The 24,523-nt window shown below is 44.6% G+C and carries 21 protein-coding genes; 11 read left to right on the plus strand and 10 right to left on the minus strand.

Annotated elements, in window-relative coordinates:
• Nucleotides 1-33 precede the first annotated feature (33 nt).
• Nucleotides 34-798, minus strand: coding sequence for a cyclase family protein (locus tag CLV59_RS10000; protein WP_111592327.1), 765 nt, complete (start codon nucleotides 796-798; stop codon nucleotides 34-36).
• A gap of 195 nt (nucleotides 799-993) precedes the next feature.
• Entirely contained in the window at nucleotides 994-1,710 is a 717-nt protein-coding gene (gene hxpB, locus CLV59_RS10005) for a hexitol phosphatase HxpB (RefSeq protein WP_211323788.1), read from the minus strand.
• 461 nt (nucleotides 1,711-2,171) lie between these two features.
• Between hxpB and CLV59_RS10010 the strand changes: the two genes are divergently transcribed.
• From CLV59_RS10010 to CLV59_RS10020, 3 genes are read left to right on the plus strand one after another with little or no spacing between them, the layout of a single operon-like run.
• Nucleotides 2,172-4,283 (plus strand): HEPN domain-containing protein, encoded by a 2,112-nt coding sequence (locus CLV59_RS10010; protein ID WP_111591895.1) that lies wholly within the window; start codon nucleotides 2,172-2,174, stop codon nucleotides 4,281-4,283.
• A 52-nt stretch (nucleotides 4,284-4,335) separates the two neighbouring features.
• Nucleotides 4,336-5,112 (plus strand): uroporphyrinogen-III C-methyltransferase, encoded by a 777-nt coding sequence (cobA, locus tag CLV59_RS10015; protein WP_111591896.1) that lies wholly within the window; start codon nucleotides 4,336-4,338, stop codon nucleotides 5,110-5,112.
• Nucleotides 5,112-5,705 carry a precorrin-2 dehydrogenase/sirohydrochlorin ferrochelatase family protein gene (locus CLV59_RS10020; protein ID WP_111591897.1) on the plus strand — a complete coding sequence of 198 codons (594 nt, stop codon included), beginning with the start codon at nucleotides 5,112-5,114 and terminating at the stop codon, nucleotides 5,703-5,705. Before cobA ends, CLV59_RS10020 begins: the two co-directional genes overlap by 1 nt.
• On the opposite strand, the gene CLV59_RS10025 is transcribed toward CLV59_RS10020, so the two are convergent.
• Complete coding sequence (locus CLV59_RS10025) at nucleotides 5,706-6,053, minus strand: DUF488 domain-containing protein (RefSeq protein WP_111591898.1); 348 nt, start codon at nucleotides 6,051-6,053, stop codon at nucleotides 5,706-5,708. It abuts the gene before it with no gap.
• A 59-nt stretch (nucleotides 6,054-6,112) separates the two neighbouring features.
• Between CLV59_RS10025 and CLV59_RS10030 the strand changes: the two genes are divergently transcribed.
• Nucleotides 6,113-6,793: an HD domain-containing protein gene (locus tag CLV59_RS10030; RefSeq protein ID WP_111591899.1), complete on the plus strand. Its 681-nt coding sequence runs from the start codon at nucleotides 6,113-6,115 to the stop codon at nucleotides 6,791-6,793.
• Nucleotides 6,794-6,939: 146 nt separating this feature from the next.
• Here the strand turns inward: CLV59_RS10030 and CLV59_RS10035 are convergent, their stop codons facing one another.
• Nucleotides 6,940-7,458 (minus strand): acyl-CoA thioesterase, encoded by a 519-nt coding sequence (locus CLV59_RS10035; RefSeq protein WP_111591900.1) that lies wholly within the window; start codon nucleotides 7,456-7,458, stop codon nucleotides 6,940-6,942.
• A 418-nt stretch (nucleotides 7,459-7,876) separates the two neighbouring features.
• On the opposite strand from CLV59_RS10035, the gene CLV59_RS10040 reads away from it, so the two are divergent.
• The 3 genes from CLV59_RS10040 to CLV59_RS10050 all read left to right on the plus strand — a co-directional run bounded on the left by CLV59_RS10040 (nucleotide 7,877) and on the right by CLV59_RS10050 (nucleotide 12,709).
• Nucleotides 7,877-9,526, plus strand: coding sequence for a CTP synthase (locus CLV59_RS10040; RefSeq protein ID WP_111591901.1), 1,650 nt, complete (start codon nucleotides 7,877-7,879; stop codon nucleotides 9,524-9,526).
• Nucleotides 9,527-9,836: 310 nt separating this feature from the next.
• Nucleotides 9,837-11,675: a membrane protein insertase YidC gene (gene yidC, locus CLV59_RS10045; protein WP_111591902.1), complete on the plus strand. Its 1,839-nt coding sequence runs from the start codon at nucleotides 9,837-9,839 to the stop codon at nucleotides 11,673-11,675.
• A 104-nt stretch (nucleotides 11,676-11,779) separates the two neighbouring features.
• Nucleotides 11,780-12,709, plus strand: a complete 930-nt coding sequence (locus CLV59_RS10050) for a M20/M25/M40 family metallo-hydrolase (RefSeq protein ID WP_111591903.1) — start codon at nucleotides 11,780-11,782, stop codon at nucleotides 12,707-12,709.
• Nucleotides 12,710-12,755: 46 nt separating this feature from the next.
• Here CLV59_RS10050 and CLV59_RS10055 read toward each other — a convergent pair whose 3' ends face one another.
• The 5 genes from CLV59_RS10055 to CLV59_RS10075 form a co-directional block, all read right to left on the minus strand.
• Complete coding sequence (locus CLV59_RS10055) at nucleotides 12,756-13,379, minus strand: SprT-like domain-containing protein (RefSeq protein ID WP_111591904.1); 624 nt, start codon at nucleotides 13,377-13,379, stop codon at nucleotides 12,756-12,758.
• A complete protein-coding gene (locus tag CLV59_RS10060) occupies nucleotides 13,380-13,706 on the minus strand; it encodes a hypothetical protein (protein WP_146616158.1) in 327 nt (108 codons plus the stop codon). It abuts the gene before it with no gap.
• Nucleotides 13,707-13,765: 59 nt separating this feature from the next.
• On the minus strand, nucleotides 13,766-14,005 hold the full coding sequence (locus tag CLV59_RS10065) for an AtpZ/AtpI family protein (RefSeq protein WP_211323789.1): 240 nt from the start codon (nucleotides 14,003-14,005) through the stop codon (nucleotides 13,766-13,768).
• Nucleotides 13,959-14,396 carry a bactofilin family protein gene (locus CLV59_RS10070; protein ID WP_111591907.1) on the minus strand — a complete coding sequence of 146 codons (438 nt, stop codon included), beginning with the start codon at nucleotides 14,394-14,396 and terminating at the stop codon, nucleotides 13,959-13,961. The genes CLV59_RS10065 and CLV59_RS10070 overlap by 47 nt, the downstream gene beginning before the upstream one ends.
• A 123-nt stretch (nucleotides 14,397-14,519) precedes the next feature.
• Nucleotides 14,520-14,804, minus strand: coding sequence for a hypothetical protein (locus CLV59_RS10075; protein WP_245950846.1), 285 nt, complete (start codon nucleotides 14,802-14,804; stop codon nucleotides 14,520-14,522).
• Between the two features lie 410 nt (nucleotides 14,805-15,214).
• Between CLV59_RS10075 and porW the strand changes: the two genes are divergently transcribed.
• The 3 genes from porW to CLV59_RS10090 all read left to right on the plus strand — a co-directional run bounded on the left by porW (nucleotide 15,215) and on the right by CLV59_RS10090 (nucleotide 21,236).
• The gene (gene porW / locus CLV59_RS10080) at nucleotides 15,215-18,310 is read left to right on the plus strand and encodes a type IX secretion system periplasmic lipoprotein PorW/SprE (protein WP_170137703.1); all 3,096 of its coding nucleotides are present in this window, start codon (nucleotides 15,215-15,217) and stop codon (nucleotides 18,308-18,310) included.
• Nucleotides 18,311-18,393: 83 nt separating this feature from the next.
• A complete protein-coding gene (locus tag CLV59_RS10085; protein ID WP_111591910.1) occupies nucleotides 18,394-20,772 on the plus strand; it encodes a penicillin-binding protein 1A in 2,379 nt (792 codons plus the stop codon).
• Nucleotides 20,773-20,819: 47 nt separating this feature from the next.
• The gene (locus tag CLV59_RS10090; protein WP_111591911.1) at nucleotides 20,820-21,236 is read left to right on the plus strand and encodes a GyrI-like domain-containing protein; all 417 of its coding nucleotides are present in this window, start codon (nucleotides 20,820-20,822) and stop codon (nucleotides 21,234-21,236) included.
• Between the two features lie 57 nt (nucleotides 21,237-21,293).
• On the opposite strand, the gene CLV59_RS10095 is transcribed toward CLV59_RS10090, so the two are convergent.
• Nucleotides 21,294-23,198, minus strand: a complete 1,905-nt coding sequence (locus CLV59_RS10095; protein ID WP_111591912.1) for a DUF4139 domain-containing protein — start codon at nucleotides 23,196-23,198, stop codon at nucleotides 21,294-21,296.
• A 167-nt stretch (nucleotides 23,199-23,365) separates the two neighbouring features.
• Between CLV59_RS10095 and CLV59_RS10100 the strand changes: the two genes are divergently transcribed.
• Nucleotides 23,366-24,493 carry a thioredoxin family protein gene (locus CLV59_RS10100; RefSeq protein WP_211323791.1) on the plus strand — a complete coding sequence of 376 codons (1,128 nt, stop codon included), beginning with the start codon at nucleotides 23,366-23,368 and terminating at the stop codon, nucleotides 24,491-24,493.
• Nucleotides 24,494-24,523 lie beyond the last annotated feature (30 nt).

Consider the following 24,523-nt stretch of genomic DNA (forward strand, 5'->3'; position numbering starts at 1 on the left):
ATTTTCCGGCCGCAGCATCTCCCTACAATATTATTATTCAAATATAGCCACCACTCTTGCCGGTGCTGCACTGGCGCCTTTAATCTTCAATGGAAATACGCTTACCTTAAACCCTGATGGAGGTAATGCACCCAGATTTACCAATTGCTCCATATGACAATACTCCTTTTGCTGACCCACCAGGTGCGCTTGCCAGAAATAGTCCTTTTTTCCCGTTTTTTTGGCATTTTGTGCCATATATTTTAACGGGAGATCAAAGCCCCACTGATCAATCCCCATCACTTTAACGCCCTGATCTATCAGCCAGTGGGTGGCTTCCGCGCTCATACCTGTACCCCGCATCGCATACTCCTTCGTACCCACATATTTATCCCTGCCCGTATGAATTAGCACAATAGTGCCAGGTGTAATCTTTACGCCCGTTTTAGCGATGTCTGCCTGCACATCTGCCAACGTAATCTCCTCAAAATCCTGCTTGTGGGTCATATTCAATACCACCCCTTCTCCATAACACCATTCCAGCGGAATTTCATCAATTGTTTTGGCAGGCTTCCCATCCACAGTAGGAGAGTAGTGCCAGGGAGCATCTATGTGCGTAGCGGCATGTACGCCCATGCCAAGGATCTTGTCGTCGGCCCATCCTTCAAATCCATTTGGAAACAGCCGGGCTGGCAATCCGAGAAAAAATCTTATCAATCCTTTACTGCTGCGGTGAGGCTTATGCTTGATGCGGATACGCATAAACCAAGGGTCTTGCCGGTTATAGGCAATAGTTTTGGAGAGGTCTACAATTTTCATGAGGATAAACTTATATTTTTTCTCGCAAAGCAGCATAAGCAACAAAGCAGCAAAGAATTATATTGAATGTTTGATCTTATATATTGCTTTTATGCAAGAAAACTAATCAAAAAGTAAGCATTTAATGCTTTATACACAATACACAATCCTTTGCTGCTTTGCTGCTCTGCTGCTTTGCGAGTAAACAACTTCATACTACTGGCGTAGCCAGTCCAGTTTCTCATCGTTGAAATCCAGCAACGAATTCAACTGCATGTTGGCCAGTTTATATCTTGGGTCCTGGCGATTATGCGGTTCAGGTACTACCACCGTTACCATACGTGCAGCTTTGGCTGCGGTCATACCGGTAACGGAATCCTCAAATGCAATACAATCCAATGGATCGCTGCCTAAGGATTTTGCGCAGGCCAGATATACTGCGGGATGCGGCTTCCCATATTCTTCAAACTCAGCAGAAGTTACTGCCTGAAAATAATCCCGGATCTGCAAATGCTCTAATACGGAATCAATCAACCGCTTTGGCGAGGACGATGCTAAACCAATCTTGAAATTACGCTCTTTGAAAAAATCCAGAATATAATGCAGCCCCTCCATTGAACGGCCATCCGCTATAATCTTGGAAGTCACGCTGTCAATAATCTCTTCTGTTACCTGCGCTGCACTTTTCGTATTCCATTTGAAGTAATTATGCCAGTAGCTCACCACTTCCTTGGTACGAAGACCCGTAGTCTTATGCGTCAATTCAGGGGATAACTGTACTCCCACTGTACTAAAGACCTCCCGCATGGCTAATCCCCAGAGTGGTTCTGAGTCTACCAGCAGGCCATCCATATCAAATATTACCGTGTTAATCATATTGCCTGTTTGCGCCGCAAAGTTATCACTTTTCTTGTCAAACGAGTCCGGACCCATAACAATAAGTTATCACCCATAATTATAGGTTATACCTCCCATAGCTTTCTGGTGCGGCAAAATCGCAGATACTTTTTCTGTAATCCATACGGGTAAAGGATTTGCAGCTAACGGCCTTGTCCGTTTGCCCACTATCTCATTTTTCGCCCCTTTTTATTTTTGAATTTTATCTAATCCAACCCCTCAATTTTTATGAAAAAAAGTTTTGGAATGATAGTGACGTCTTATATCTTTGTATTACTCTACTAAAATTATAGGGAATATGGGTAATAGACGAGGGATGATGTTTATCGCGTGTTGTTGGATGTCAATGACCCAGGAGGCGTGCGCGTTATGATATAGTTGATTATCAATCTGATTATAACATACAAAGCCTCCGGAACATAAACCGGGGGCTTTTTTATTAAAGTAGCACCCCAAAAGAACTAAAATCTGCTATCTGCCACCAGAAAATATTTTATATGCAAAGCTTCAGAACAGAACTCGAAAATCCCATCGTAGAACGCGATATCATTGAGCTGGAGAAAAAAATCCGCGCTTTCAGGGAAGGTAACATCCCGGAAGAAAAGTTTCGTAGTCTGCGCCTGGCACGCGGCGTATATGGCCAGCGCCAGCAAGGTGTGCAAATGGTACGCATCAAGCTTCCATATGGGAAAATGACCCTGCAGCAATGGCATCGTATTGCTGATATTTCTGACGAATACTCTACCGGCAATCTCCACCTGACCACCCGCCAGGATATCCAGATTCACTTTGTGAGCCTCGACAGAACGCCTGAACTCTGGTCAAAACTGGAACTGGATGATATCACCATCCGTGAGGCTTGCGGTAATACCGTTCGCAATATCACTGCTTCTGACCGTGCAGGTATCGATCCGGAAGAACCATTCGATATAACGCCATATGCAGATGCAGCTTTCCGTTATTTTCTCCGGAACCCCATCTGTCAGGATATGGGCCGCAAAATAAAAATGGCATTCTCTTCCAGTGAGAAAGATTCGGCATGGACTTTCATGCACGATTTCGGCATGATTCCTAAAGTGAAAGAGATAAACGGCAAAACAGTTCGTGGCTTCAAAGTATTGGTAGGCGGCGGTTTAGGCGCGCAACCTTTCCTCGCAAAAACAGCCTTCGAATTCCTGGAAGAAGATCTCCTCATCCCATACATCGAAAATGTATTACGCGTATTTGATCGCTATGGCGAAAGAGCGAGTCGACATAAAGCAAGAATGAAGTTCCTGGTGCAGAAACTCGGCTGGGAAGAATTCGACAGATTGGTAAAAGAAGAATATAAAGCAGTTAAAAATAAATCCGTGAAAGTGGATGTGGATGGGTATGAAAACACGGTGCCTCCTGTAACCGGCGCAGTTCCTGCCTTCACTATCCGCAATCAGCAACAGTTTGAAACCTGGAAGGCCACCAACGTTTTTGAACAGAAACAGTCGGGTTACTTCGCCGCCTATGTAAAGGTTACGCTGGGAAATATTTCTTCCGTGACCAGTCGCAAACTGATAGAGGCGCTACGTCCTGTAATCGCGGACGATGTGCGTGTTACGGCGAACCAAGGACTGCTGTTGAAATATATATTACCGGAACACTTACCATATGTGTACAGCGTACTGGAAGCAGAAGGCTATGCGGCGCCGGGCTTCGACAGTATAGCAGATATCACTGCCTGCCCAGGTACCGATACTTGTAACCTGGCTATCTCCAGCAGTACCGGTATTGCGGAAGCGCTGGAAAACGTGATTGCCGCTGAATTCCCGGACCTGGTTCATAATAAGGATATCAAAATAAAAATCAGTGGCTGTATGAATTCCTGCGGCCAGCATGGGATTGCCAGTATTGGCTTCCATGGCAGTTCTCTGAAAAGTGGCGGTAAAGTATTGCCTGCATTACAAGTACTGTTGGGCGGAGGAATTGTAGGAGATGGCGAAGGTCGTGTAGCCGATAAGGTTATTAAAGTACCTAGTCGCCGTGGCCCTGATGTACTCCGCGCTCTCTTGCATAACTACGAAATCAACGCACTGCCGGAAGAAAAATTCAATCAATACTATGATCGTCAGGGAGAGAAATATTTCTATGAACTGTTGAAACCTTTGGCGGATCTGACGAGTCTTTCAGACGAGGCGTATGTTGACTGGGGCCAGGCAGAACAATTTGCTACAGCCATCGGAGTAGGAGAATGTGCCGGCGTGGTGATTGACCTGGTAGCTACACTCTTACTGGAAGCGGAAGAAAAGCTGGAACTGGGCGCTGCTGCCTTAGTACAAGGCGCTTATGCAGATGGCATTTACCATGCTTACTCCGTGTTTGTACAAGCTGCGAAAGCGCTGTTGCTGGGAGAGGGCGTTACTTGTAATACACAAACCGGCGTTATCAACGACTTCGACAAAACCTTCGTGGCAACCGGTTTATTCAGCTTTGAAAAAGATTTCAGAACGCTGGTATTACAGATTAACGAGAACGAGCCTACGGAAACTTTCGCAGGTACTTATTTCAAACAAGCGGAAGAATTTTATGCGAAAGCACAGGCATATCGCGTAGAAAAAGCCGCTGCTGTACAAGCTTAATCACTGCCGTGTACAGTAATCATCATTTTTTATCTTTCTAAAACATAACAACATGCAGCATATACAACCGAAACTCACCCTCGTTGGCGCCGGTCCCGGCGATCCGGAACTGATTACGGTAAAAGGCCTGAAGGCTATTCAAAATGCAAAGGTGATTCTTTACGATGCGCTGTCGAATAATGAACTCCTGGAACACGCACCTGCCGACTGTCTGTGCAGATTTGTAGGTAAGAGAGCCGGTATGCATGTATATCCGCAGGAAGAAATCAACCGCATGATTGTTAAATATGCGCTGACTTATGGCAGCGTAGTGAGATTAAAAGGTGGAGATTCTTTTGTTTTCGGCAGAGGCGCAGAAGAAATTGCATTCGCACAACAATTTGGTATTGCTACAGAAGTAGTGCCTGGTATAACGAGTGCGATCGCGGTACCGGGAATGAATCAGATTCCCGTTACCGCCAGAAATGTAAGTGAAGGTTTCTGGGTAATAACCGGAAATACAAAGTCGGGCAGCCTTTCCCGCGATTTACAACATGCGGTAGCTGCTAATACAACCGTGGTTATCCTCATGGGAATGGGCAAATTGCAGGAAATAGCAGGCATCTACGAAGCCAGCGGTAAAGGAGATACGCCTGCTGCGATCATCCAGAATGGAACTTTGCCTAACCAGCAGATAGGAGTAGGTAATGCCGCAGACTTGGCAAAAATTGCTGAAACTCATCAGTTACATAACCCTGCGATTATTGTGATAGGTGAAGTGGTGCGCTTCCATGAAGCGTTCCAGGCGCTGCAATCCAGGGTAGCAGAAGGACTTAAAATCGCTGTATAATGGAAGAAAATCAGTTGTTTCCCGTATTCTTTAAGTTACATCGCCTGCACGTATTGGTGGTTGGTGGCGGTAATGTAGGAATGGAAAAGGTAAATGCCATGCTGCAAAACTGCCCGGAAGCAACGATTACGGTGGTGTCGCTTTCATTTTTGCCGGAACTGGAAGGGCTGGCAAAGAGTTATGCCAATGTGACCCTGATTCATAAAGCCTTTTCCTGCGGAGATCTGCTGGGAAAAGACCTGGTGATCGCAGCCACGAATAACAGGGAACTAAACCAATGTGTCTGGGAGAAAGCGAAAGGTAGCAAAGTGCTGATTAATGTGGCTGATACGCCCGAATTATGTGATTTCTACCTGGGATCGGTGGTACAGAAAGGGAATCTGAAGATTGCCATTTCCACAAATGGTAAATCGCCAACAGTGGCCAAGCGGCTCAAACAGGTGCTGCAAGAAGCCCTGCCAGACAGCCTGGATGACGTCTTACAAAAATTACATATTATACGAGATAAACTAAAAGGAGATTTTGCGGCGAAAGTGAAAAAGCTGAATAACATCACAGATGTACTGGTGAACCCAGATACAAAAGAACTGTGATCAATGTTTTTCTGAAAGCACTTCCAGCAGTACTACCGCCTGATTATGTTGTTCATCGTGTGCGCCATATAATAAAGTTACCCGGTGATGTGCCGCTTTTTTTCGGATTTCCTCCAATAAACCGGCATGTTCCTTTAGCTCTTTTTCATACCGTTGTTTGAATTCCGTATAGCGCTCCGGATCATGATTGAACCATTTTCTGAGTTCATCCGTGGGCGCTATATCTTTGAGCCACTCGTCCAGATGGGCCTTTTCTCTGGAAAGGCCCCGTGGCCACAAACGGTCTACCAGTATGCGATAGCCGTCTTTCTCCTCATACTCCTCATATACTCTTTTGATCTGTATCATATTTTCATAACGACTATCTCCAACAAAATGTTGTTGCCTGAAATCCTATCTTTACGATTATGGAATACAGACAGGACATTATCAATCTGACAGTAAATTATGTAAAGGAAACCCTGGCGGACGCAGAAGGCGGCCATGACTGGTGGCATATCTACAGGGTATGGCAGCAGGCGCGGAAGTTGGCTGCATCAGAAAAGGTGGACATGATGGTGGTGGAGTTGGGAGCGCTTTTGCATGATATTGCCGACTCTAAATTTAACGGTGGCGATGAGGAAATAGGACCTGCTAAAGCGGTGGCCTTCATGCAGCACCAAGGTTTACCAGCAGACGTGATTCAGCATGTAGAGAATATAGTAAGATATATTTCCTTCAAAGGCGGTCATAATGAAAATGGATTTTATTCGCTGGAACTGGGTGTGGTGCAGGATGCAGACAGACTGGATGCTATCGGTGCTATCGGTATTGCGCGGGCTTTTAATTATGGCGGGTTTAAAAACAGGGCGATTTATGATCCGAATATTTCACCTGTTATGAGTAGGAGTAAAGAAGATTATAAGCATAATACTGCGCCTACTATCAATCATTTCTATGAAAAGTTACTGTTGTTGCGCGATAGGATGAATACCGAAACGGGGAAGAGACTGGCGGAGCAGCGGCATCAATTTATGGAACAGTATCTGCAGCAGTTTTATGCCGAATGGGAAGGAATGTCGGGAGATGAAAGTCGCTCAGATTTATAATAGTAAACAGTATTCGGCTGGCGATTATACTTAGGCATCTGCTCCCGCGCGAAGCGCGGAACTACTCGCTCCAATCTTCGCTGATAAATAATAGAAGAACGGACCATCGATATCGACGGTCCGTTCTTCTATTATAAGTAATATCCTTATATGTTAAAGAGAGCTTTCAGTTCGTCCGCATCTTCCGGTTTCATTTTACCACCGAGGATGAGTCTGAGCTGTCTGCGGCGCAGGGCGCCATCATATAATCTTTTTTCTTCCTCTGTGTCTACAGTGATAGGAGGAACGGGTCTGGAGTTACCGTTAGGGTCCAGCGCTACAAAAGTCATGAAAGCTTCATTTGATTTATAGCGGTATTGCTGTACGGGATCTTCGCCCCATACGCGCATATGTACTTCCATAGAAGTATTGAATGCCCGGCTCACTTTCGCTTCAATGTGTACCACATTGCCCAGTTTGATGGGATTTTCGAAAGAGATATTATCTACCGAGGCGGTAACCACGGGAGCAGAGCAATGTTTCATGCAGGAAAGCGCAGCGGCAATATCCATCCAGTACATCAGTCGGCCTCCCATCAGATTACCAAAAGTATTGGTATCGTTTGGCAGCACCAGTTCTGTCATCTGAATCAGGGAGTCCTGCGCTCTTTTAGGCGTTAAAGTCATCTTTTATGTATTTCGGACGCAAATTTACGATATATGATTGATAGCGGTGTTGCATTAAAAAGAATAGTATTTTGTTTGTGGGGGCAATTTGAAATTTGTCTATCGTAAGATGATAAACAGTTATCATATTCCAATGTTTTTGGGAGATTTTTTGAATGATACGTGATTGCAGTGCGTATAATTTTTGTGAATTTCAAAATCTGGCGGAATCCGCTGCCAGCAGGGGTTGACAGGGGCCGATTCCGGGGGATTTTTTTGCCCTGGAATTGTCAAATCCATATAAATACTTGGGTGCGAAGCAAATTTTTGTAACTTTGCATGACCTTCGGAAGTATTTTACTTGACAGGTATCGCACCAAAAGCAGTCCGGCACTTCCCCCATTATAGGTCAAGTATTCTTAGCAGAATTTTAGTTTTTATGGCAAAATATATCTTCGTAACGGGAGGTGTTACTTCCTCTTTGGGTAAAGGAATTATAGCCGCCTCGCTGGCTAAACTATTGCAGGCACGCGGCTTTAGAGTGACTATTCAGAAGTTCGATCCATATATCAATGTGGATCCGGGAACATTAAACCCATATGAGCACGGGGAATGTTATGTAACCGAAGATGGTGCCGAAACCGATCTCGATCTGGGTCACTACGAGCGTTTCCTGAATACGCCTACGTCTCAGGCCAACAACGTGACCACCGGTCGTATCTATCAAACAGTGATCAACAAGGAAAGAGAAGGCGCTTACCTCGGTAAAACCGTTCAGGTAATCCCGCACATCACCGATGAAATCAAACGTCGTATCCTCTTGTTAGGTAAAGACGGTAAATATGATATCGTGATTACAGAGCTGGGTGGTACCGTGGGCGACATCGAATCGCTGCCTTATATTGAGTCTGTTCGTCAGCTGCAATGGGAACTGGGTGAAGAAGATTGCCTGGTTGTTCACCTGACACTGATTCCTTATCTGCGTGCGGCAAAAGAGCTCAAAACCAAGCCAACACAGCACTCTGTGCGTCTGTTGAGCGAATATGGCGTACATCCGGACATCATCGTTTGCCGTACAGAAGAACCAATGTACCGCGATCTGAAAAAGAAAATCGCCCTGTTCTGTAATGTACAGGTAGATGCGGTAATTGAAGCAAACGACGTTCCTACCATCTACGAAGTGCCACTGGAAATGATGCGCGAGAAACTGGATGTTTCTGTGCTCAAACGTCTGAACCTGCCGGTTGAAAAAGAACCAGAACTAGTGAAATGGCGCGAATTCCTGGATAAACTGAAATATCCAAAAACAAAAGTAACTATCGGTCTTATCGGTAAATACGTGGAATTACAGGATGCTTACAAATCCATCCTGGAATCCTTTGTACATGCAGGCGCCGTGAATGAATGCAAGGTGATCATCCAGAACATTCACTCCGAACACCTGACCCCTGAAAATGTATGTGAAAAACTGAAAAACCTCGACGGTATCCTGGTAGCCCCTGGCTTCGGTCATCGTGGTATTGAAGGTAAAATCACTGCTATTCAGTATGCCCGCGAAAATAACCTGCCATTCTTCGGTATCTGCCTCGGTATGCAGATGTCTGTGGTAGAATATGCCCGCAACGTACTCGGTTGGAAAGATGCGCACTCCGTGGAAATGAACCCGGATACCGCCCATCCTGTCATCAACCTGATGGAAGAACAAAAGAAAATCACTGCCAAAGGCGGTACCATGCGTCTGGGCGCTTACGGTTGCGAACTGCGTCCTGGCTCCAAAGCAGCTGAAATATACGGTAGCACCCACATCAGTGAAAGACACCGTCATCGTTATGAGTTCAATAACGATTTCCTCCAGCAGTTTGAAGATGCAGGTATGATTCCTTCCGGTAAAAACCCGGATACCGGCCTCGTAGAAATGATCGAGCTGGCAAACCATCCATTCTTTGTAGGTTCCCAGTTCCATCCAGAACTGAAGAGCACCGTAGAAGCGCCAGCTCCGCTGTTCGTTTCCTTCGTGAAAGCTGCCAAAGCCTACGCAGAAACTAAAAACGGTAAAGCTGTTCACACAGAAGAGGCAGTAGCTAAATAAATTGCTGTTGATATATTATTTTATATAATATAAATATCATTGGGGCTGACTAGTCATATTATAAACGAAGCACCCTACGTTTTCACGTCGTTGCCGCCCATCAGGCGGCAACGACTATAAAGAGAGGATCTGGTCAAAACCACAGTTTCGACCAGATCCTCTCTTTATAAAATGACTTTTAGCTTCGCTCCCTTTCCTTTTAACAATTCTTTAATAAACAATCGTCAAAAAAAGAGGGCGTAGAACGTAACCTTTGGTGGCTTTGCCAGAAAAAGGATTACCTTTGCTGCCTAAATTTTAATTGCATTTCATGGATAGAAATTCGGTTATTGGCTTTTTATTAATGGGTTTGTTGTTGGTAGGATATATATTCTACAATAACAAACAGGCACAAAATGCTGCGCATGAAAAAGCCATACAAGATTCCATCGCCAATGTGAACAAGCCTAAGACCGTACCTGTAGATACAGTTGCGTCTCTGGCTGGTACTCAGCTCGATTCAGCCCATCAGGCACAGATTTCCGGAGAATATGGCGTATTCGCAGCAGCAGCTGTGGGTACTGAACAAACCAGCGTTCTGGAAAATGATGTAGTAAAAATTACCTTCTCTAATAAAGGTGGTCAGCCAGCTTCCGTGCAACTGAAAAAGTTCAAAACACACGAAGGCCAGCCGCTGATGCTCACTAACAACTCCTTTAACCGTTTATCAGTAGAAGTTCCTGCCAGTCCAACCAAATCGCTGCCATCTGCAGATCTGTTCTTCGCAGCATCTCAGCCACAGCAATCCGGCGACCAGCAGTCTATTTCCTATCGTCTGAACGCTGCCGGCGGCGCTTACCTCGAGTTTACCTACTCCCTGAAACCAGGTAGCTATGTGGTAGACTATAACATACACGCTGTTGGCTTCAATAACATCCTCCCAGGTAACCAGAAAACCATCGCCCTGCAATGGAATTCCCAGGAAGATAAACAAGAGCAGGACATGCAGAACGAACGCCTGAACAACCAGGTGCACTGGATGACCAACAAAGAAAAACACGACTACTTCACCCTGCAGCGTACACCACACGAAAAACTGGATAACGAACTGAAATGGATCAGTGTTAAACAACAGTTCTTTAACACTACCTTCATCGCTAAGAAAACAGATTTCGCCAGCGCAGATATCAATACCAAAGTACCTGAAAGCGCGAACATCGTAGGCCAGACTTACACTACTTTGCAGATCCCTTACGACCGCTCTGCCGATTTCAATTTCCCTATTGAAATCTACTACGGTCCTAACCACTATAAAACACTGAAATCATTCGATCTCGGCATGGAAAAAATCATTCCGCTGGGCTCAGGTATCTTTGCTTTCGTGAAATATGTGAACAAATGGCTCATCATTCCTGTGTTTAACTTCCTCAGCGGATTTATTCACAACTATGGTCTGATCATCATTCTGCTCACCATCTTCATCCGCCTCCTCATCGCTCCATTTACTTACCAGAGCTATGTTTCCCAGGCGAAAATGAAAGTGCTGAAACCAGAAATCGAAGAACTGAAGAAGAAATATGGTGATGATCAACAGACTTTCGGCGTAGAACAAATGAAACTCTTCAAGAGCGCAGGTGTAAACCCGCTCGGTGGATGTTTACCAATGTTGCTGCAGTTACCTATTCTGGTAGCCATGTATAGCTTCTTCCCATCCAGCATTGAGCTGCGTCAGGAAAGCTTCCTCTGGGCAACCGACTTGTCTACCTACGATTCTATCGCTCACCTGCCATTCAATATTCCATTCTATGGCGATCACGTGAGTCTCTTCACCCTGCTGATGACTGTTACCAGCTTCATGCTCGCGTTCTACAACCGCGGTATGGCCGACCAGAGCAATCCTGCTATGAAGTATATGCCTTACATCATGCCTATCATGTTCCTGGGTATCTTCAACAGAACAGCAGCAGCGTTGACATTCTACTACTTCCTGTCTAACTTAGTATCTATCATTCTGCAATTTGTTATTCAGAAATTTGTAATCAACGAGGCGAAAATCCACGCACAAATTCAGGAAAACAAAAAGAAACCAGTGAACAAGTCTAAATGGCAAGGCAAACTGGAAGAGATGCAGAAGCGCCAGCAGGAAATGCAGCAACGCAACAAAAAGTAATAGCATCTGAACAATTCAGTCATAAATTTTAGCAGAAGGCTTCCTTTGGGGAAGCCTTCTGTCGTTTATTAATATACTTGCAGGATAACCAAGGATTTAGTGCAATGAAAAAGGTGTTATTTACCGGATTATGTACAGTAGCTTTATTTATCGGGGCACAGGCACAGGATACCATTCCTTCCGCCTCCAGGATTCAGCGGACAGTGAACTACCTGGCCTCCGATAAGCTGAAAGGCAGAGGAACAGCAGAAAAAGGCGGTGTGAAAGCCAGTCGCTGGGTAGCGAAAGCGTTTCGCAAACTCGGTCTCCAACCATTAGTGGATGGCAGCTATTTCCAGGATTTTACATTTGACCGTAACAGTCACAAAGACATTCCAAGTCGCAATGTAATTGCCTTCCTGGATAACGGCGCCGCACGTACGATTGTCATCGGCGCGCATTACGATCACCTGGGAAGAGCGGGGCTTTTCGATGGTAAATATCCTGTAGGACAAATTCACAATGGCGCAGATGATAATGCTTCCGGCATAGCTGGATTGCTGGAATTAGCCCGTTATTATACAAAGAATAACACCAAAGAACCGTTTAACTTCCTCTTTATTGCATTTGGTGGAGAAGAGCTGGGCTTACAGGGTTCAAAGTATTATACCAATCATCCGGTGATGCCTTTGGATAAAATGCATTTCATGCTGAATATGGATATGATTGGCCGTTATAATCCGGAGCGCGGGATAGGTATAGGCGGTTTTGGTTCTGCTAAAGAATGGCCGGAGGTATTCAAGGGCATACAGCAGGATGGTATTAAATTCTTTACAGATGCCGCTGGAAAAGGCGCGTCTGACCATCATAACTTTTATATGCATCAGGTGCCGGTATTATTCTTCCACACGGGAGGGCATGATGATTACCATAAGCCAACAGATGATGCCCATAAATTACAGGCAGCAGCAGAAGAGAAGATTATTAAACTTGAAATACAGTTGATTAACCGGGCGATGACATTCCCCGAGTTACATTATACAGAAGTAAAATAAGCATGATATGGTGCTACCGTCTGACCGGCGGTGGCACTTCTTTTAGTTATTCGGTCACCAATTCCACTTCGTATACAGGACTAAAAAGGTATAATCGTTTAGAGGCAACTTCCTCACAACGATAGCGTTTCCTGATTTTCTCTCCTTTTTTGAATATTCTGCCGTCTTTTGTTTTGAAGTGCTGATGTAAGGGCAGTTGCTCCACAAAGTAATGGTTATCTTTTTTACGATCGTATCTGCTGAGTACGCGCAGCAGGTCTTCGTCTGCACAGGAGCTGGCAGCAGGATTGAGCATACTTTGTCTCACCGCCAGTTCTACATCCGGTGGCAGGTAATTTTTACCAACAAATCCGCTGAGGATATTGGTAAATTCCGCTTTCCACTCTTTTCCATGGGCGGCCACACGGTTATTGTACTTATTGAAAGTGGTCAGATGTGCCAGTTCATGCAGGAGGGTAATGAGAAAGGAATACTTATTCAGCGATCCGTTGATGCTGATGCGATGGCCTTTCCCTGTTCCATCCGGGTGGCGATAATCTCCGAGGATACTCTTTCTTTCACGGGTAATGGTGAGATGTACCTTAAAAATTCGGATAAATTCCATTACCGGTTCGAAGGTACCATCCGGCAGATAAGCCGCTAAGGCATGTAATGGCGCCTCCTGTTTCATTTACTTCTTCTTTCGGATATAATTAAACAAGCTAAGTGTTTCGAAAATGGTATAAACGAGGTAGAGAGACAGCAGGATAAAGATGGTTGCTTTACTGACATTAGGTCTGTAAGTGAGTACATAGGCGATAATACCTACCACACAGATCATCAGTTTGCTGAGTGTGGAACCATAAACGGCTCTGACAAAAGCGTTGTTGTTAGCGGTTTGAAGGCCTTTACGGCTCATTCTGTAGGAGAACAGAGAAACCAGCGCCAGGACCAGGTTGCCGATAAGCAGCACATAGAAGTGTGCGCTGATATCCATCAACCTGGGTTTGCACGCCATTAAAATTCCATTTAAAATGCCGAATACGGCAAATAGTCGAATAAAAAATCTATCGCTCATTACCTGCGGGTGTCTTTAATAATTTGCCACAAAATTATGGCTAAACCGAGTAAAGAAAAAATGACAAGAAAAACAGGAAAACGCCAGCCAATTTTTTGGTCTAGCTTATAACCTGCAAATACTGCCAATCCAAGCGTTGTCATCATCTGAAACGCAAGACCCGCATAGCGCATGACCGAACTAGCCTTGTTATCAGGCTTGTGGTTGTTCGGCTTCTTTTTTGGCGACTGACTTTCCATTTTTGTGTGTTTCTGTCGGCTTTTCATCTTCCATGTAGCAACGGCCATTGAATTTAGCGGTTGGCTCCATTTCGAAATGATTAGTGTAGACATCTCCCTTTACAAGTGCATTTCCTTTCAGGAACAGGAGCTCATCCACTTTGATGATTCCAGTAACTTTCCCCATAATGTCGGCACTCTGACAAACCAAATCTCCGGTAATGTCTCCTTCCGGACCTACTACTATTTTAGCTTTGGTTGATACCAGACCGTTTACCTGGCCATCAATGCGGATATCACCTTCACAAACGATGTCGCCCTGAATAGAGGTACCACTTCCGATAATGTTGATAGTAGAGGAGGGCAGCATGCTTTTGCCGTCGCCTTTAGATTTTGAACTGTTATTAAACATAGGTTTTCAGGTTTTTCAGTTTTGAAAGTTAAAACGATGTAAAATAAATTAAATTATTTTGAGATTTATTGATAATCTGTAATTAACTAATAATCAATAATATATATTCAAAATAGTTACTGTTTAATAGGTGCTGCCATCCACTTTGGGCACCTGTACCATCGTTGTATCTAGTTTGCCGGTAAACTCGCCGTTGATCACCTGTTTGATGTTATTCAGGTACTTATCACGGGCATTTACGGCATTTTCGAGAGAGTCTGCGCGCATTTTGAGATGGATAAATTCTCTGCGCTGCTTCAGATCGCCATAGCCGGGAATATAATAACGCAAGGGCGTGAACACAATGGTAGCTACTGTAATAGCCACCAGCAATACAAAGAGGGTACTCAATGCTATGTATACGCTCATTCTCGACAATTTGAACGAAGTTACTTCATCATAAGTTTCATCGTTCATAATAACCAGACGATACTTATGACTAAGCTTCTCTAAATTTCTTCTTTTATTTTTATTCCCCTTCCTTGCCATTGCAATTTTTTCGTTTTCAGGCGGCTAAAGTTAATCATATTTGTTTTATTTGTTGTTTCGTTTATCAGATATAGGGAGATACAGAAAAAAAATCTGATAGTCTATGCATTCTCAAGGTTGATTATCAGCCGGTTAAATGATAAATTATTATAAGATTTTCCACATTTTTACAGTATCTTTAAAATATTTTTTTAATCTGGAAGTTATATATATTTAGCCTATACACCCTGGCATCCATGAATCGCAACAAGTTACTATTAAGATATTTTGCTTTACTTTTTTTATTGTGCATGGGAATACCAGCGGCTTGGGCGCAGATTCAACAGCCCCAGAACCGTAACCAGCAGACGGTGATACGGCCCCAGAACCAGTCACAAAAAAGCAATCCTCAGGGTAATACCCAGGGAAAACCGTTGTTTCAACTCGGAGCCGGCAATAATACCAAAGTACAAGATCGTCGTACCCCCGCTGAAATCATGCTGGAGAAAAAACGATGGACCCTCTACCGCGCCTTCTGGCAAAACCTGGCCACCCGCTATAACTACTATTTCCATGCAAGAACAAAGCTGAACAAAGTAGTACGTACCGTCAACCGCCAGGGGCAGGACAACTATAATGTTTTATTGCCTTTCTATCCTTTCACCATGCAGAACCAAAGCTTTAGCAAAAAAGAACTGGATTCTGTAGTGGAAAAGGCCTCTACCGGCATACAACTCCACGATCCCAGAGGAAAATGGATACCTGATTGCTATGTACTCATGGGCCGCGCCTACTTCTACGAAGGAGACCTGGACAATGCCAACAAAACCTTCCAGTTCGTTAATATCGCTTTTGCGCCAAAGAATAAGAAGGAATACAAAACCGTGATCGGCTCTGCAGAGAACGATCACATTTCCGTTGCCACCAAAGAAAAAACAAAAGGTATCCTGGGGCCGTTCCGCCATAAAAGCGCCCGCAACGACGCTTTCCTCTGGCGAGCCCGCACCCTCCTGGAACAAAAGGAATTCGATGAGGTACAAGCCTTGCTGAACGTACTCCATAACGACCCGAAATTCCCCAAACGCCTGGAAGGCTCCCTCGCTGAAGTAAGAGCTTACGGCAACTACATCCAGGGCAGATACCCGGAAACAATTGAGCCTTTACAAATCGCCATAGATAAAAGCAGGGATAAAGTAGCTAAAGCGAGAATGTCCTTCATTCTCGGTCAGCTGTTGGCCATGCAAAACCGCCCGGATTCTGCTATTGAGCAATTCCGCGAAGTGATCGCACAGAGGCCTGACCCTATGATGGATTTTCAGGCACGTATCCAGATCGCCAAGCTCAATGCCGCCAGGGAAAACGGCGATCCAACGAAAAGTATTGAAGGCCTCCGGCATATGCTCCGCAAAGAGCGCTTCCATCCTTACCGCGATGGGATTCTCTATACAATGGGTATGTTGTCTTACCCTAAAGATGCAGATGCTGCCCAGGCCTACATGCAGAAATCACTGAAAGAACCCAGCAATAACCTGGTACAACGCACCCTCACTTATAAAGGCATCGCAGATATCTACTACGATCAGCGTAACTACCTGGAAGCAAAGAAATATTACGATAGTACCGCTGGCGTAATGACCAACGACTTTGCAGATGCTGCTGTGGTGACAACCCGTAAGAACGTATTAGGAGATGTTGCAGCCAGAGTGGCATTGATTCATCGGGAAGATAGTCTCCAACGCATTGCTATGATGCCTGAATCAGATCGTAACATTTATCTCTCTAAACTTGCAGGCACAATAAAGAAAGAAGCGGCGGATAAAAAGAAAGCAGATGCTAAAAATGCCTCCAACTCCAGTAACAACGTTGCTTTTGGCAGCAGTTTGATGGGGAATGCTGCTGGATTCGCTCCGCAAAACGATGGGAATGGCGACTGGTACTTCTATAATCAGGCGGCAAAATCTTCCGGTTATTCTGAATTCAAACGCCGTTGGGGTAACAGGCAACTGGCGGATAACTGGCGTCGTAGTCAGCCTAGCGGTAACAATGCCAATATCGCCAACAACGGACCAGCTATGCTCAATGCGCCTACAGAACAAGCGCCTGCCACTGTATCGCCCGATAGCATTACCGCTGAAACCCTTGCCCAGGGCCTGCCACTCACCAAAGAGAAATTTGATATTTCCAGAACGAAATGCCAGGATGCCTGGTTTGAACTGGGAAAACTCTATTACGATAAACTGGAAAATGCGAAACTGGCCATAGAAACCTACGATTCATTGCTATACATTTATCCCAACCATCCACAGAAGCCGGAAGTGTTATATTCCCTCTATGTATGGAACGGAAAGCTGGGTAGAAACGATATTGCCAACCGCTATAAAAACCAGGTACTTAACGATTACGCACAAACGAATTTCGCAGATTATATCCGTTTTGGGGCTTTGAAAGATATCGATGCCGGTAAGAAGAAAGCTATCAGTCAGGCCTATGATTCTGCCTATACCGCCTTCCGTAACGGTAACTACGATGCGGCCATCGCCATGCGTGCAATGGTAGATTCTGTATACGGCGTGAATTACCTGCAACCTAAATTTGACCTGTTACAAGCAATGGTAACGGTGAAAACAGATACTTCCTTCGCCACAGATACCACCATGCGCTCTGTTCGCGCAGTGCAGTATGTACTGAATAAATACGCTTCTGACGAGGCTATTCATTCCCAGGCACAAGCCCTGATGGACGTGCTGAATAAGCGCAAAGAAATATATAATTACCTCGCACAACTGGAAATACAGAAAACCAGCAATGGCGGCGCCGCGCTGGATGAGAATATTTCTATCCGCTATCCTTGGCAGAATCCTCAGCCTTCGCTGACAGATAAAGTAAACACTGCCAAAACGAAAGCAGACAGTATTAAAGTGGCTTCCAATGTAACCGCCAATACGCCGGTACTGAATACGGTAGCCGCTGCAGTAGCGCCCCCTACGCCGGAAGCGCTACCAATAGCGCCCCCTAAACCGCTGACTCCTTACAAGTTAGATGTAAATAATCCATTCTTTGTGGTACTCTCTTTCCAGCGCGTATCGAAAGATTTGATGGATGAGGGACTGAACCAGTTCACCCGCTATAATGCCAACAAACATGCGGCAGACAAAATTGAAGTAGGTAGCTTTGTACTAACGCCAAATGATATCATGCTGATATTCAGGCTCTTCCCGAACGAAGACAAAGCACTGGAATACTTCGATGAAATCCGCGATGCTGCCTCTGCCAATATTATCCCGCGTATTAAGCCTGCAGACTACTCCATGTTCGTCATTTCAAGAGATAATTTTATCCTGCTAAACAGCACCAAGGATTTGGCCGGATATCGCAAATTCTTTACTGATAATTATGTAACACAGTAACAGTGCAAAATCCTGAAAATTTCCATTAGCTTTGTCGGTCAGACTTTAGGTAAGTTTAGCCATTTAACAAATCAGAAAAACGCATGAAAAAATCGGTGAAAATATTGTGGGGAGTGGCTTTTGGGATTTTAGCACTATTGACTATCCTCGTATTACTCATCAACTTCCGTGTCATTGGCAATATGCCTTCCATGGAAGAACTGGAGAACCCTCGCGCTGCACTGGCCTCCGAAGTAATAGCCGATGATGGTACCATATTAGGTAAGTATTATCAGGTAGACCGCTCCAGTAGCGACTATAACGAGATATCTCCAAATGTAATCAACGCCTTGATTGCCACCGAGGAAAGTCGGTTTTATGACAATTCAGGGATTGATCCGAAAGCTACTTTTGCCATTCCATTTTACCTCATGATCGGTAAAAAACGTGGCTCCAGTACCATCACACAACAGCTGGCACTCAATCTCCAGGCAGATGTACTGGGTAAACAAAGAGCCACAAATCCTATTTCCCGCGGCTTCCAGAAGATACAAGAATGGATTATTGCTGTCAAGCTGGAAAGAAATTTCACTAAAAAGGAAATTTTAACACTTTATTTAAACACGGTATCCTTCGGTGATAACGTTTACGGTATTGAAAATGGGGCCCGTACCTTCTTCAGTAAAGATGCCGGACATCTTTCTATCGAAGAGGCGGCCATCCTGGTGGGTATGCTCAAAGGAAATACCCTTTACAACCCTCGCCGTAACCCGAAAATGGCGCTGGATCGCAGAAATACGGTGATCAAAAACATGCTGGAGAATAACTTCATCACCCCAGCAGAAGCTGCGTCTGCCACCAGCAAACCAATTGTACTGCACTACAATAAAATTGACCATAACAAAGGACCTGCTCCTTATTTCCGCGAAGTACTGCGGGATGAGCTGAAAACCTGGTGTGCCAATCATAAAAAATCAGACGGTTCTTCCTATAACATCTACCGTGATGGACTGAAAATCTATACGACTATCAATCCACGCATGCAGCTGTATGCAGAAGAAGCCGTACGCCATCACCTGATGACGCTCCAGAAATCATTGTTTGCACAAAACAATATCAAATCGGGTAGCGTATGGAAAAACTGGCAGAAAGAACTGAATAAATTCATGCAGGAATCTGACCGCTACCAGCAAATGAAAGATGATGGCGCAGATGATTCCACTATCAACCGCGTTTTCAATACGCCGGTTAAAATGAAAGTATTCGGCTGGAGAAGCTTCACCGAACAGGAAATGAACGATATCGACACCGTTATGACGCCGATGGACTCCATCCGTTACACACGTGCGATTCTCCAGGCCGGCTTTATGGCCATGGACCCTGAAAGCGGCGAAGTGAAAGCCTGGGTGGGTGGTCCCGATTTCCGTTATTTCAAAAACGACCACGTATCTAAAACGCGCCGTCAGGTAGGTTCTACATTCAAACCATTTCTGTATTGCTTTGCCGTTACAAATGGTATGTCTCCACTCACCATGTTGCCGAATGAGCCAATCACTATCGATGGCTGGACCCCGCATAACTCCGAAGGTAGTACCGGCGGTTCTATCACCATGGCAGGCGCACTGGCTAAATCCCTCAACCTTGTAGCAGCTCGTCTGATTCAAATAGTGGGTCCTAAAAATTTCGCAGATTTCGCTAAGAATAAAATAGGATTCACCCCTAAAATTGATCCATATCCATCCATCGCACTGGGCGCCGTGGATCTCTCGCTGTATGAGATGCTCCAGGCATACACGATGTTCCCGGCAAGAGGTATCAATACCAAACCTATCTATATCACCCGTATTGAAGACAGATATGGCAATATCCTGGAAACCTTCGCGCCTATGAAACGCGAGGTAATCAGTGAGCATGATTCATACACCATGGTGAAAATGATGGAAGGAGTAACTGGTCCGGGTGGAACCGCTGCCCGTCTGCGTTCCCGTTACAATATCCAAGGGGAAATAGGCGGTAAAACAGGTACCACCAACGATAATACCGACGGTTGGTTTATTGGTTATACGCCGAAAATCCTCGCTGGTGCATGGGTAGGTTGTGAAAACAACTATCTCCACTTCAGCACTACCGCTATGGGTCAGGGCGCCAATACAGGCTTACCTATCTGGGCTTACTTCATGCAGAAAGTATATGCAGATCCAACCTTGAAAGTATCCGCCAGCGATAAATTCATTATGCCGGCAAATATGGCGAATGAATCGTTTGAGGACTTTAACTCCAATGTGCAGCCAGGTGCGGAAGCAGAGAATTCCGGCAACGGTTCTGAACAGGATTACATAGACTCTTCTGGTTATGGAGATGACTTTGCAAATCCAGGTACAGATAAGCCTAAAAAGGACGAGAATAAAGACAAGGATAAGAAAGACGATAAACCTGCGCCACCACAGCCCAAAGCAGTGATGCCGAAAAAGGATAATCAATAAGATATCAATTTAGACCTGACTGACAGCTGTTTCTAAAATAGGAGAAAATGAAAATAATTGGAATTGCCGTAAGAACAACAAACCAAGAAAGCAAGGCAGCAGGTGATATTGGTAAATTATGGGAACAATTTTATTCGGAGAATCTGCTGGATAAAATTCCCAACAAAGTATCGAACGATATTTACTCCATATATACAGACTACGTGAGCGACTATACGGAGGACTATACCACGATACTCGGTGTAGCGGTATCTTCCTTGGAATCAATTCCGGAAGGAATGGTAGGAAGGGATTTTCCAGAAGCGCACTTCAGGGAATACCTGGTAGAAGGAGAAATGCCACAGGCGGTAGTTGCCACCTGGGTGGATATCTGGAAACATGATAAAGAACTCAAAAGAAAGTACACTTATGATTTTGAGTTATATCAGGCAGATGCGCCGGTGAAGATATTCATCGCTATTTAGTAAGATCATCACCTTTTTCATATAACAGCCCGCCGGATGACCGGCGGGCTGTCTCTTTTATTGGGCGTTGGTAATCATTCCTTTTGGATAGGTAATCGCATATTTCAATACCCTTTTCTGCTCAGTTGCCGGAGGTATATTGAGATGCCAGTTTAGTTGTCTGGTATCTTCCTGTAGAACCGCGTCTCCATATTCCACTCTGGAAACTTCCATTTCAGAAGATGTCTTAATAGGTAACTGATCCTGTACAATCACATTTACAGGTATACCTTTGTTATTGCGTACACTGATTTCCCATGATTTGGAGAAAGTTGTTTTGCCGCCCAGGAATCCTTTCTTGCTTTCATCTTTCTGCATAGTACGATTTACTACAACTTGCTTATCCTTACCCAGAGAGATTTGCAGAGAATCGGCGCCAGATTGGAGATCCAGTAAGGTCTTGCCAATATAAGTGCCTTCATAGAAAATACTGGCTTCTCCGTCCAGTAGGTTTAGTTGTTCCCATTCTGTAACAGATGCCGTGAGATAAGCGGCCTTTTCCAGCTTAGGTATTGCAAAATACTGATAGGAGGCAGGTATTTCCAGTTCCTTGATGCCTACACTGTAAGGTTTTCCATCAGGAAGAATAGTATAAGGAACAGGTATATCAAAGTTGACAGTAGTAGGAGTGAATACTTCCGGTACATCCTGAAGGGTACTCATACCGCGTATTTTTATTATCTTTTTATCCGCACGGGAATTACTGCTAACAGATAAGCCGGCTAGGCGGCCTTCCAGGTTGCTGTCGGCATAATAACCTGTAACTACTACTTCACCTAGCGCTTTATTATCCGGTCTGAGTGAAAAGTGCAGGTTATTTCTGGCGGGTAGTTCCGCTGGCATATAACCAATTGATTTTACCTGGATAATATTGTTTCCTGGCGGTTGCTGAATACGAAACTTACCTTGTCCGTCTGTGATAGCGCCGAGGGTTCTGCCTTTGATGGAAATAGTGGCGCCAGGCAAAGGGGTATTATCTTCATCCGTTACGATACCGGTTATTTCTGTAGGAGCAACTGTTTGAGCAAGTCCGTTGATATCTGCATTGCGTTCATAAACAGAGTTATAGCTGCGCAGGTACCATGGAAGAAGCGTAGGTTTGGTACTACTTTCTTCCGGAGAGCCAGAACTGAGGCTCAATTTCACATTTTTCCAATCTTCTCCGCATTGCTGGAATACGTTGGCCTTGTACACGAGGTTGATGGGGTGGTTGATATCTTTTACCCGGATATCATAAGAGGGAATCCAGCCGGCATTGCGTACCATATAACTCACGGTGATCTTCCCTGTGGTAGCGATTTTAGACTGAATATCCAGGATGATATCGCTGGTAGGGATATTATCCTGGTTGTTGAGTGCCATCAGTTGCTGTTCTACCTTTTTCAGTTCAATGGAGGTTTGTTTGGCCGCCTGCTGGATGTCCAGGATTTTAGATAATATTTCGGATAGCCTTGTCCGTTGGAGATCCAGGGAAGCCTGTAAATCTGCTGCTTTCACCCCATTATTGCCGGTAACGGTTTGATTCTTCAGCAGCATATTTTTCTCCTCCGTATATACTTGCTCGTTATTGTTTTCCTTAGCCAGTTGTAGTTGTAGTTTTTCCCTTTGCTGTTGCAGGGTTGCGATTTCCTCTCTTTTATTCTGCTGGCGCAGCATATTGGATTGCCGGGAAACGGCCAGCAGTGTGAAGTCGCCGTCTCCATTAACCTGGATGCTCTTTTCCTCTACATCTGGAGAAACCTCTGAAATCACGATCTGGTTAACCCCTGCGGCCAGCGCAATACTGCCGGTGCGTGTGATCTGAGCGCCCTTTATGAATACAGTAACCTTGCTGATAGTGGTGGCCATGGTCTGTTTTTTTGTTTGTGCAGACACGGACCCGGCAATCATCAGGCAGCCTACGAAGAATAATGTTCGTTTCATGGGTATATTTTTAGGAATGATGTGTTCTAAGTATAGGATTCCATAAATCCGTTAAAAAAAATTTTCCTGCCGTTCATAAGTACAAATCGCCAGTGGAAAAGAAGCGTATGCAATTTCGGTCTGTTTTAGTAGTTTCAATGCTGCAAACAACCACCATTAAAAAGAAAATGATGATCAAAAAAACCATCTGTGCCCTGCTATTGGCGGGGTTGCTGCCGTTGGCGTCCATGGCGCAGGACAGCACTCAATTTATCAAGGCCTCCTGGAATGAACTACTGGCCAAGGCAAAAAAAGAAAAGAAACCAATTTTTGTTGACACTTATTTCGAAGGCTGCCATGCTTGTAAAGACATGGAAGTTCGTGTATTCCCCAGTAAAGATGTAAAACAATACATGCTGGATAATTTTATAAATACCGGCTTTGATGTCTTCAAAGAAGAATTCGGTAACGATCTCTGTGCGAGGTATATGCTGCATGGCTTTCCTACTTACCTGGTGATCTCTCCGGAAGGTAAACTGGTGAGCATGGACCTCGGTTACCATGATGCAGACGTATTCCTGAAATTTCTGAAGGAAGCTATTGCAAGGTATAAAACGGGCAAATTCCATGACGGCTTCGCCACTACCATCGCGAAAGAAGGCCCGCAGTGGTATCAGCAATTTTACAGCAAGAGCAGGGAGTTTCCGAAAGACTCGATAGTAAGAGACTTCCTGGCAAAACAAAAAGATAAGAAAGCAGAAATGACGGTAAAAGCCATGGCGCTGTGTCGTAGTTTACCTGCTGACTACCGGGCCTATTATCTCGCTAATCGCCAGTCGTACAAAGATTTATTCGGAATAGATGTGAATACCGGCATCCTGGATAATATCATGAAAAAGGATATGCTGGAATTACCTTCAAAATATGATGAGGCAGCCTTCAATGAATTCCTGAAAAAGCATGAAACAGAATATGCGGCAGGTGGCGATTGGGATAAGATAAAAATGGATTTTGCTATGATGTTCATGGTGCGCAATAACAAAAATGCGAAAGCATTTATTGAATTCTCCATTGCAAACCAGGACAAAAATGAGAATAATGCCCGCGTTCTACCATTTTATAACTATGAAGCGTTCAAAGATCCTGAGGTAACAGAACTTTATTTGAAATGGGTTAGAACCCTGGTGAATGAGGGTTCATCTCTCGAATTACTGTCCTCGCTGGCTCAACGGACAAAGGAGAAATACCCGGAAGAATCTAAGAAATATGCTGCTTGGGCTTCTGCAAAAGCTGCTGTAATGGGCATGAGTAAATAGAATTAAGCTTGTCTTTACATAATAAAACGG

Source organism: Chitinophaga dinghuensis, from assembly GCF_003259435.1.
Taxonomy (GTDB): Bacteria; Bacteroidota; Bacteroidia; order Chitinophagales; family Chitinophagaceae; genus Chitinophaga; species Chitinophaga dinghuensis.

Excerpts from the sequence above, each read along its gene's own strand:
- CLV59_RS10035 (WP_111591900.1), bottom strand. The coding sequence starts at position 7,458 with ATGACTTTAACGCCTAAAAGAGCGCAGGACTCCCTGATTCAGATGACA.
- hxpB (WP_211323788.1), bottom strand. The coding sequence starts at position 1,710 with ATGGGTCCGGACTCGTTTGACAAGAAAAGTGATAACTTTGCGGCGCAA.
- CLV59_RS10010 (WP_111591895.1), top strand. The coding sequence starts at position 2,172 with ATGCAAAGCTTCAGAACAGAACTCGAAAATCCCATCGTAGAACGCGAT.
- CLV59_RS10100 (WP_211323791.1), top strand. The coding sequence starts at position 23,366 with ATGATGATCAAAAAAACCATCTGTGCCCTGCTATTGGCGGGGTTGCTG.
- CLV59_RS10020 (WP_111591897.1), top strand. The coding sequence starts at position 5,112 with ATGGAAGAAAATCAGTTGTTTCCCGTATTCTTTAAGTTACATCGCCTG.
- CLV59_RS10065 (WP_211323789.1), bottom strand. The coding sequence starts at position 14,005 with ATGGAAAGTCAGTCGCCAAAAAAGAAGCCGAACAACCACAAGCCTGAT.
- CLV59_RS10095 (WP_111591912.1), bottom strand. The coding sequence starts at position 23,198 with ATGAAACGAACATTATTCTTCGTAGGCTGCCTGATGATTGCCGGGTCC.
- CLV59_RS10060 (WP_146616158.1), bottom strand. The coding sequence starts at position 13,706 with ATGGCGTGCAAACCCAGGTTGATGGATATCAGCGCACACTTCTATGTG.
- CLV59_RS10070 (WP_111591907.1), bottom strand. The coding sequence starts at position 14,396 with ATGTTTAATAACAGTTCAAAATCTAAAGGCGACGGCAAAAGCATGCTG.
- CLV59_RS10085 (WP_111591910.1), top strand. The coding sequence starts at position 18,394 with ATGAAAAAATCGGTGAAAATATTGTGGGGAGTGGCTTTTGGGATTTTA.
- CLV59_RS10025 (WP_111591898.1), bottom strand. The coding sequence starts at position 6,053 with ATGATACAGATCAAAAGAGTATATGAGGAGTATGAGGAGAAAGACGGC.
- cobA (WP_111591896.1), top strand. The coding sequence starts at position 4,336 with ATGCAGCATATACAACCGAAACTCACCCTCGTTGGCGCCGGTCCCGGC.
- CLV59_RS10000 (WP_111592327.1), bottom strand. The coding sequence starts at position 798 with ATGAAAATTGTAGACCTCTCCAAAACTATTGCCTATAACCGGCAAGAC.
- porW (WP_170137703.1), top strand. The coding sequence starts at position 15,215 with ATGGGAATACCAGCGGCTTGGGCGCAGATTCAACAGCCCCAGAACCGT.
- CLV59_RS10050 (WP_111591903.1), top strand. The coding sequence starts at position 11,780 with ATGAAAAAGGTGTTATTTACCGGATTATGTACAGTAGCTTTATTTATC.
- CLV59_RS10030 (WP_111591899.1), top strand. The coding sequence starts at position 6,113 with ATGGAATACAGACAGGACATTATCAATCTGACAGTAAATTATGTAAAG.
- CLV59_RS10055 (WP_111591904.1), bottom strand. The coding sequence starts at position 13,379 with ATGAAACAGGAGGCGCCATTACATGCCTTAGCGGCTTATCTGCCGGAT.
- CLV59_RS10075 (WP_245950846.1), bottom strand. The coding sequence starts at position 14,804 with ATGAGCGTATACATAGCATTGAGTACCCTCTTTGTATTGCTGGTGGCT.
- CLV59_RS10040 (WP_111591901.1), top strand. The coding sequence starts at position 7,877 with ATGGCAAAATATATCTTCGTAACGGGAGGTGTTACTTCCTCTTTGGGT.
- CLV59_RS10090 (WP_111591911.1), top strand. The coding sequence starts at position 20,820 with ATGAAAATAATTGGAATTGCCGTAAGAACAACAAACCAAGAAAGCAAG.
- yidC (WP_111591902.1), top strand. The coding sequence starts at position 9,837 with ATGGATAGAAATTCGGTTATTGGCTTTTTATTAATGGGTTTGTTGTTG.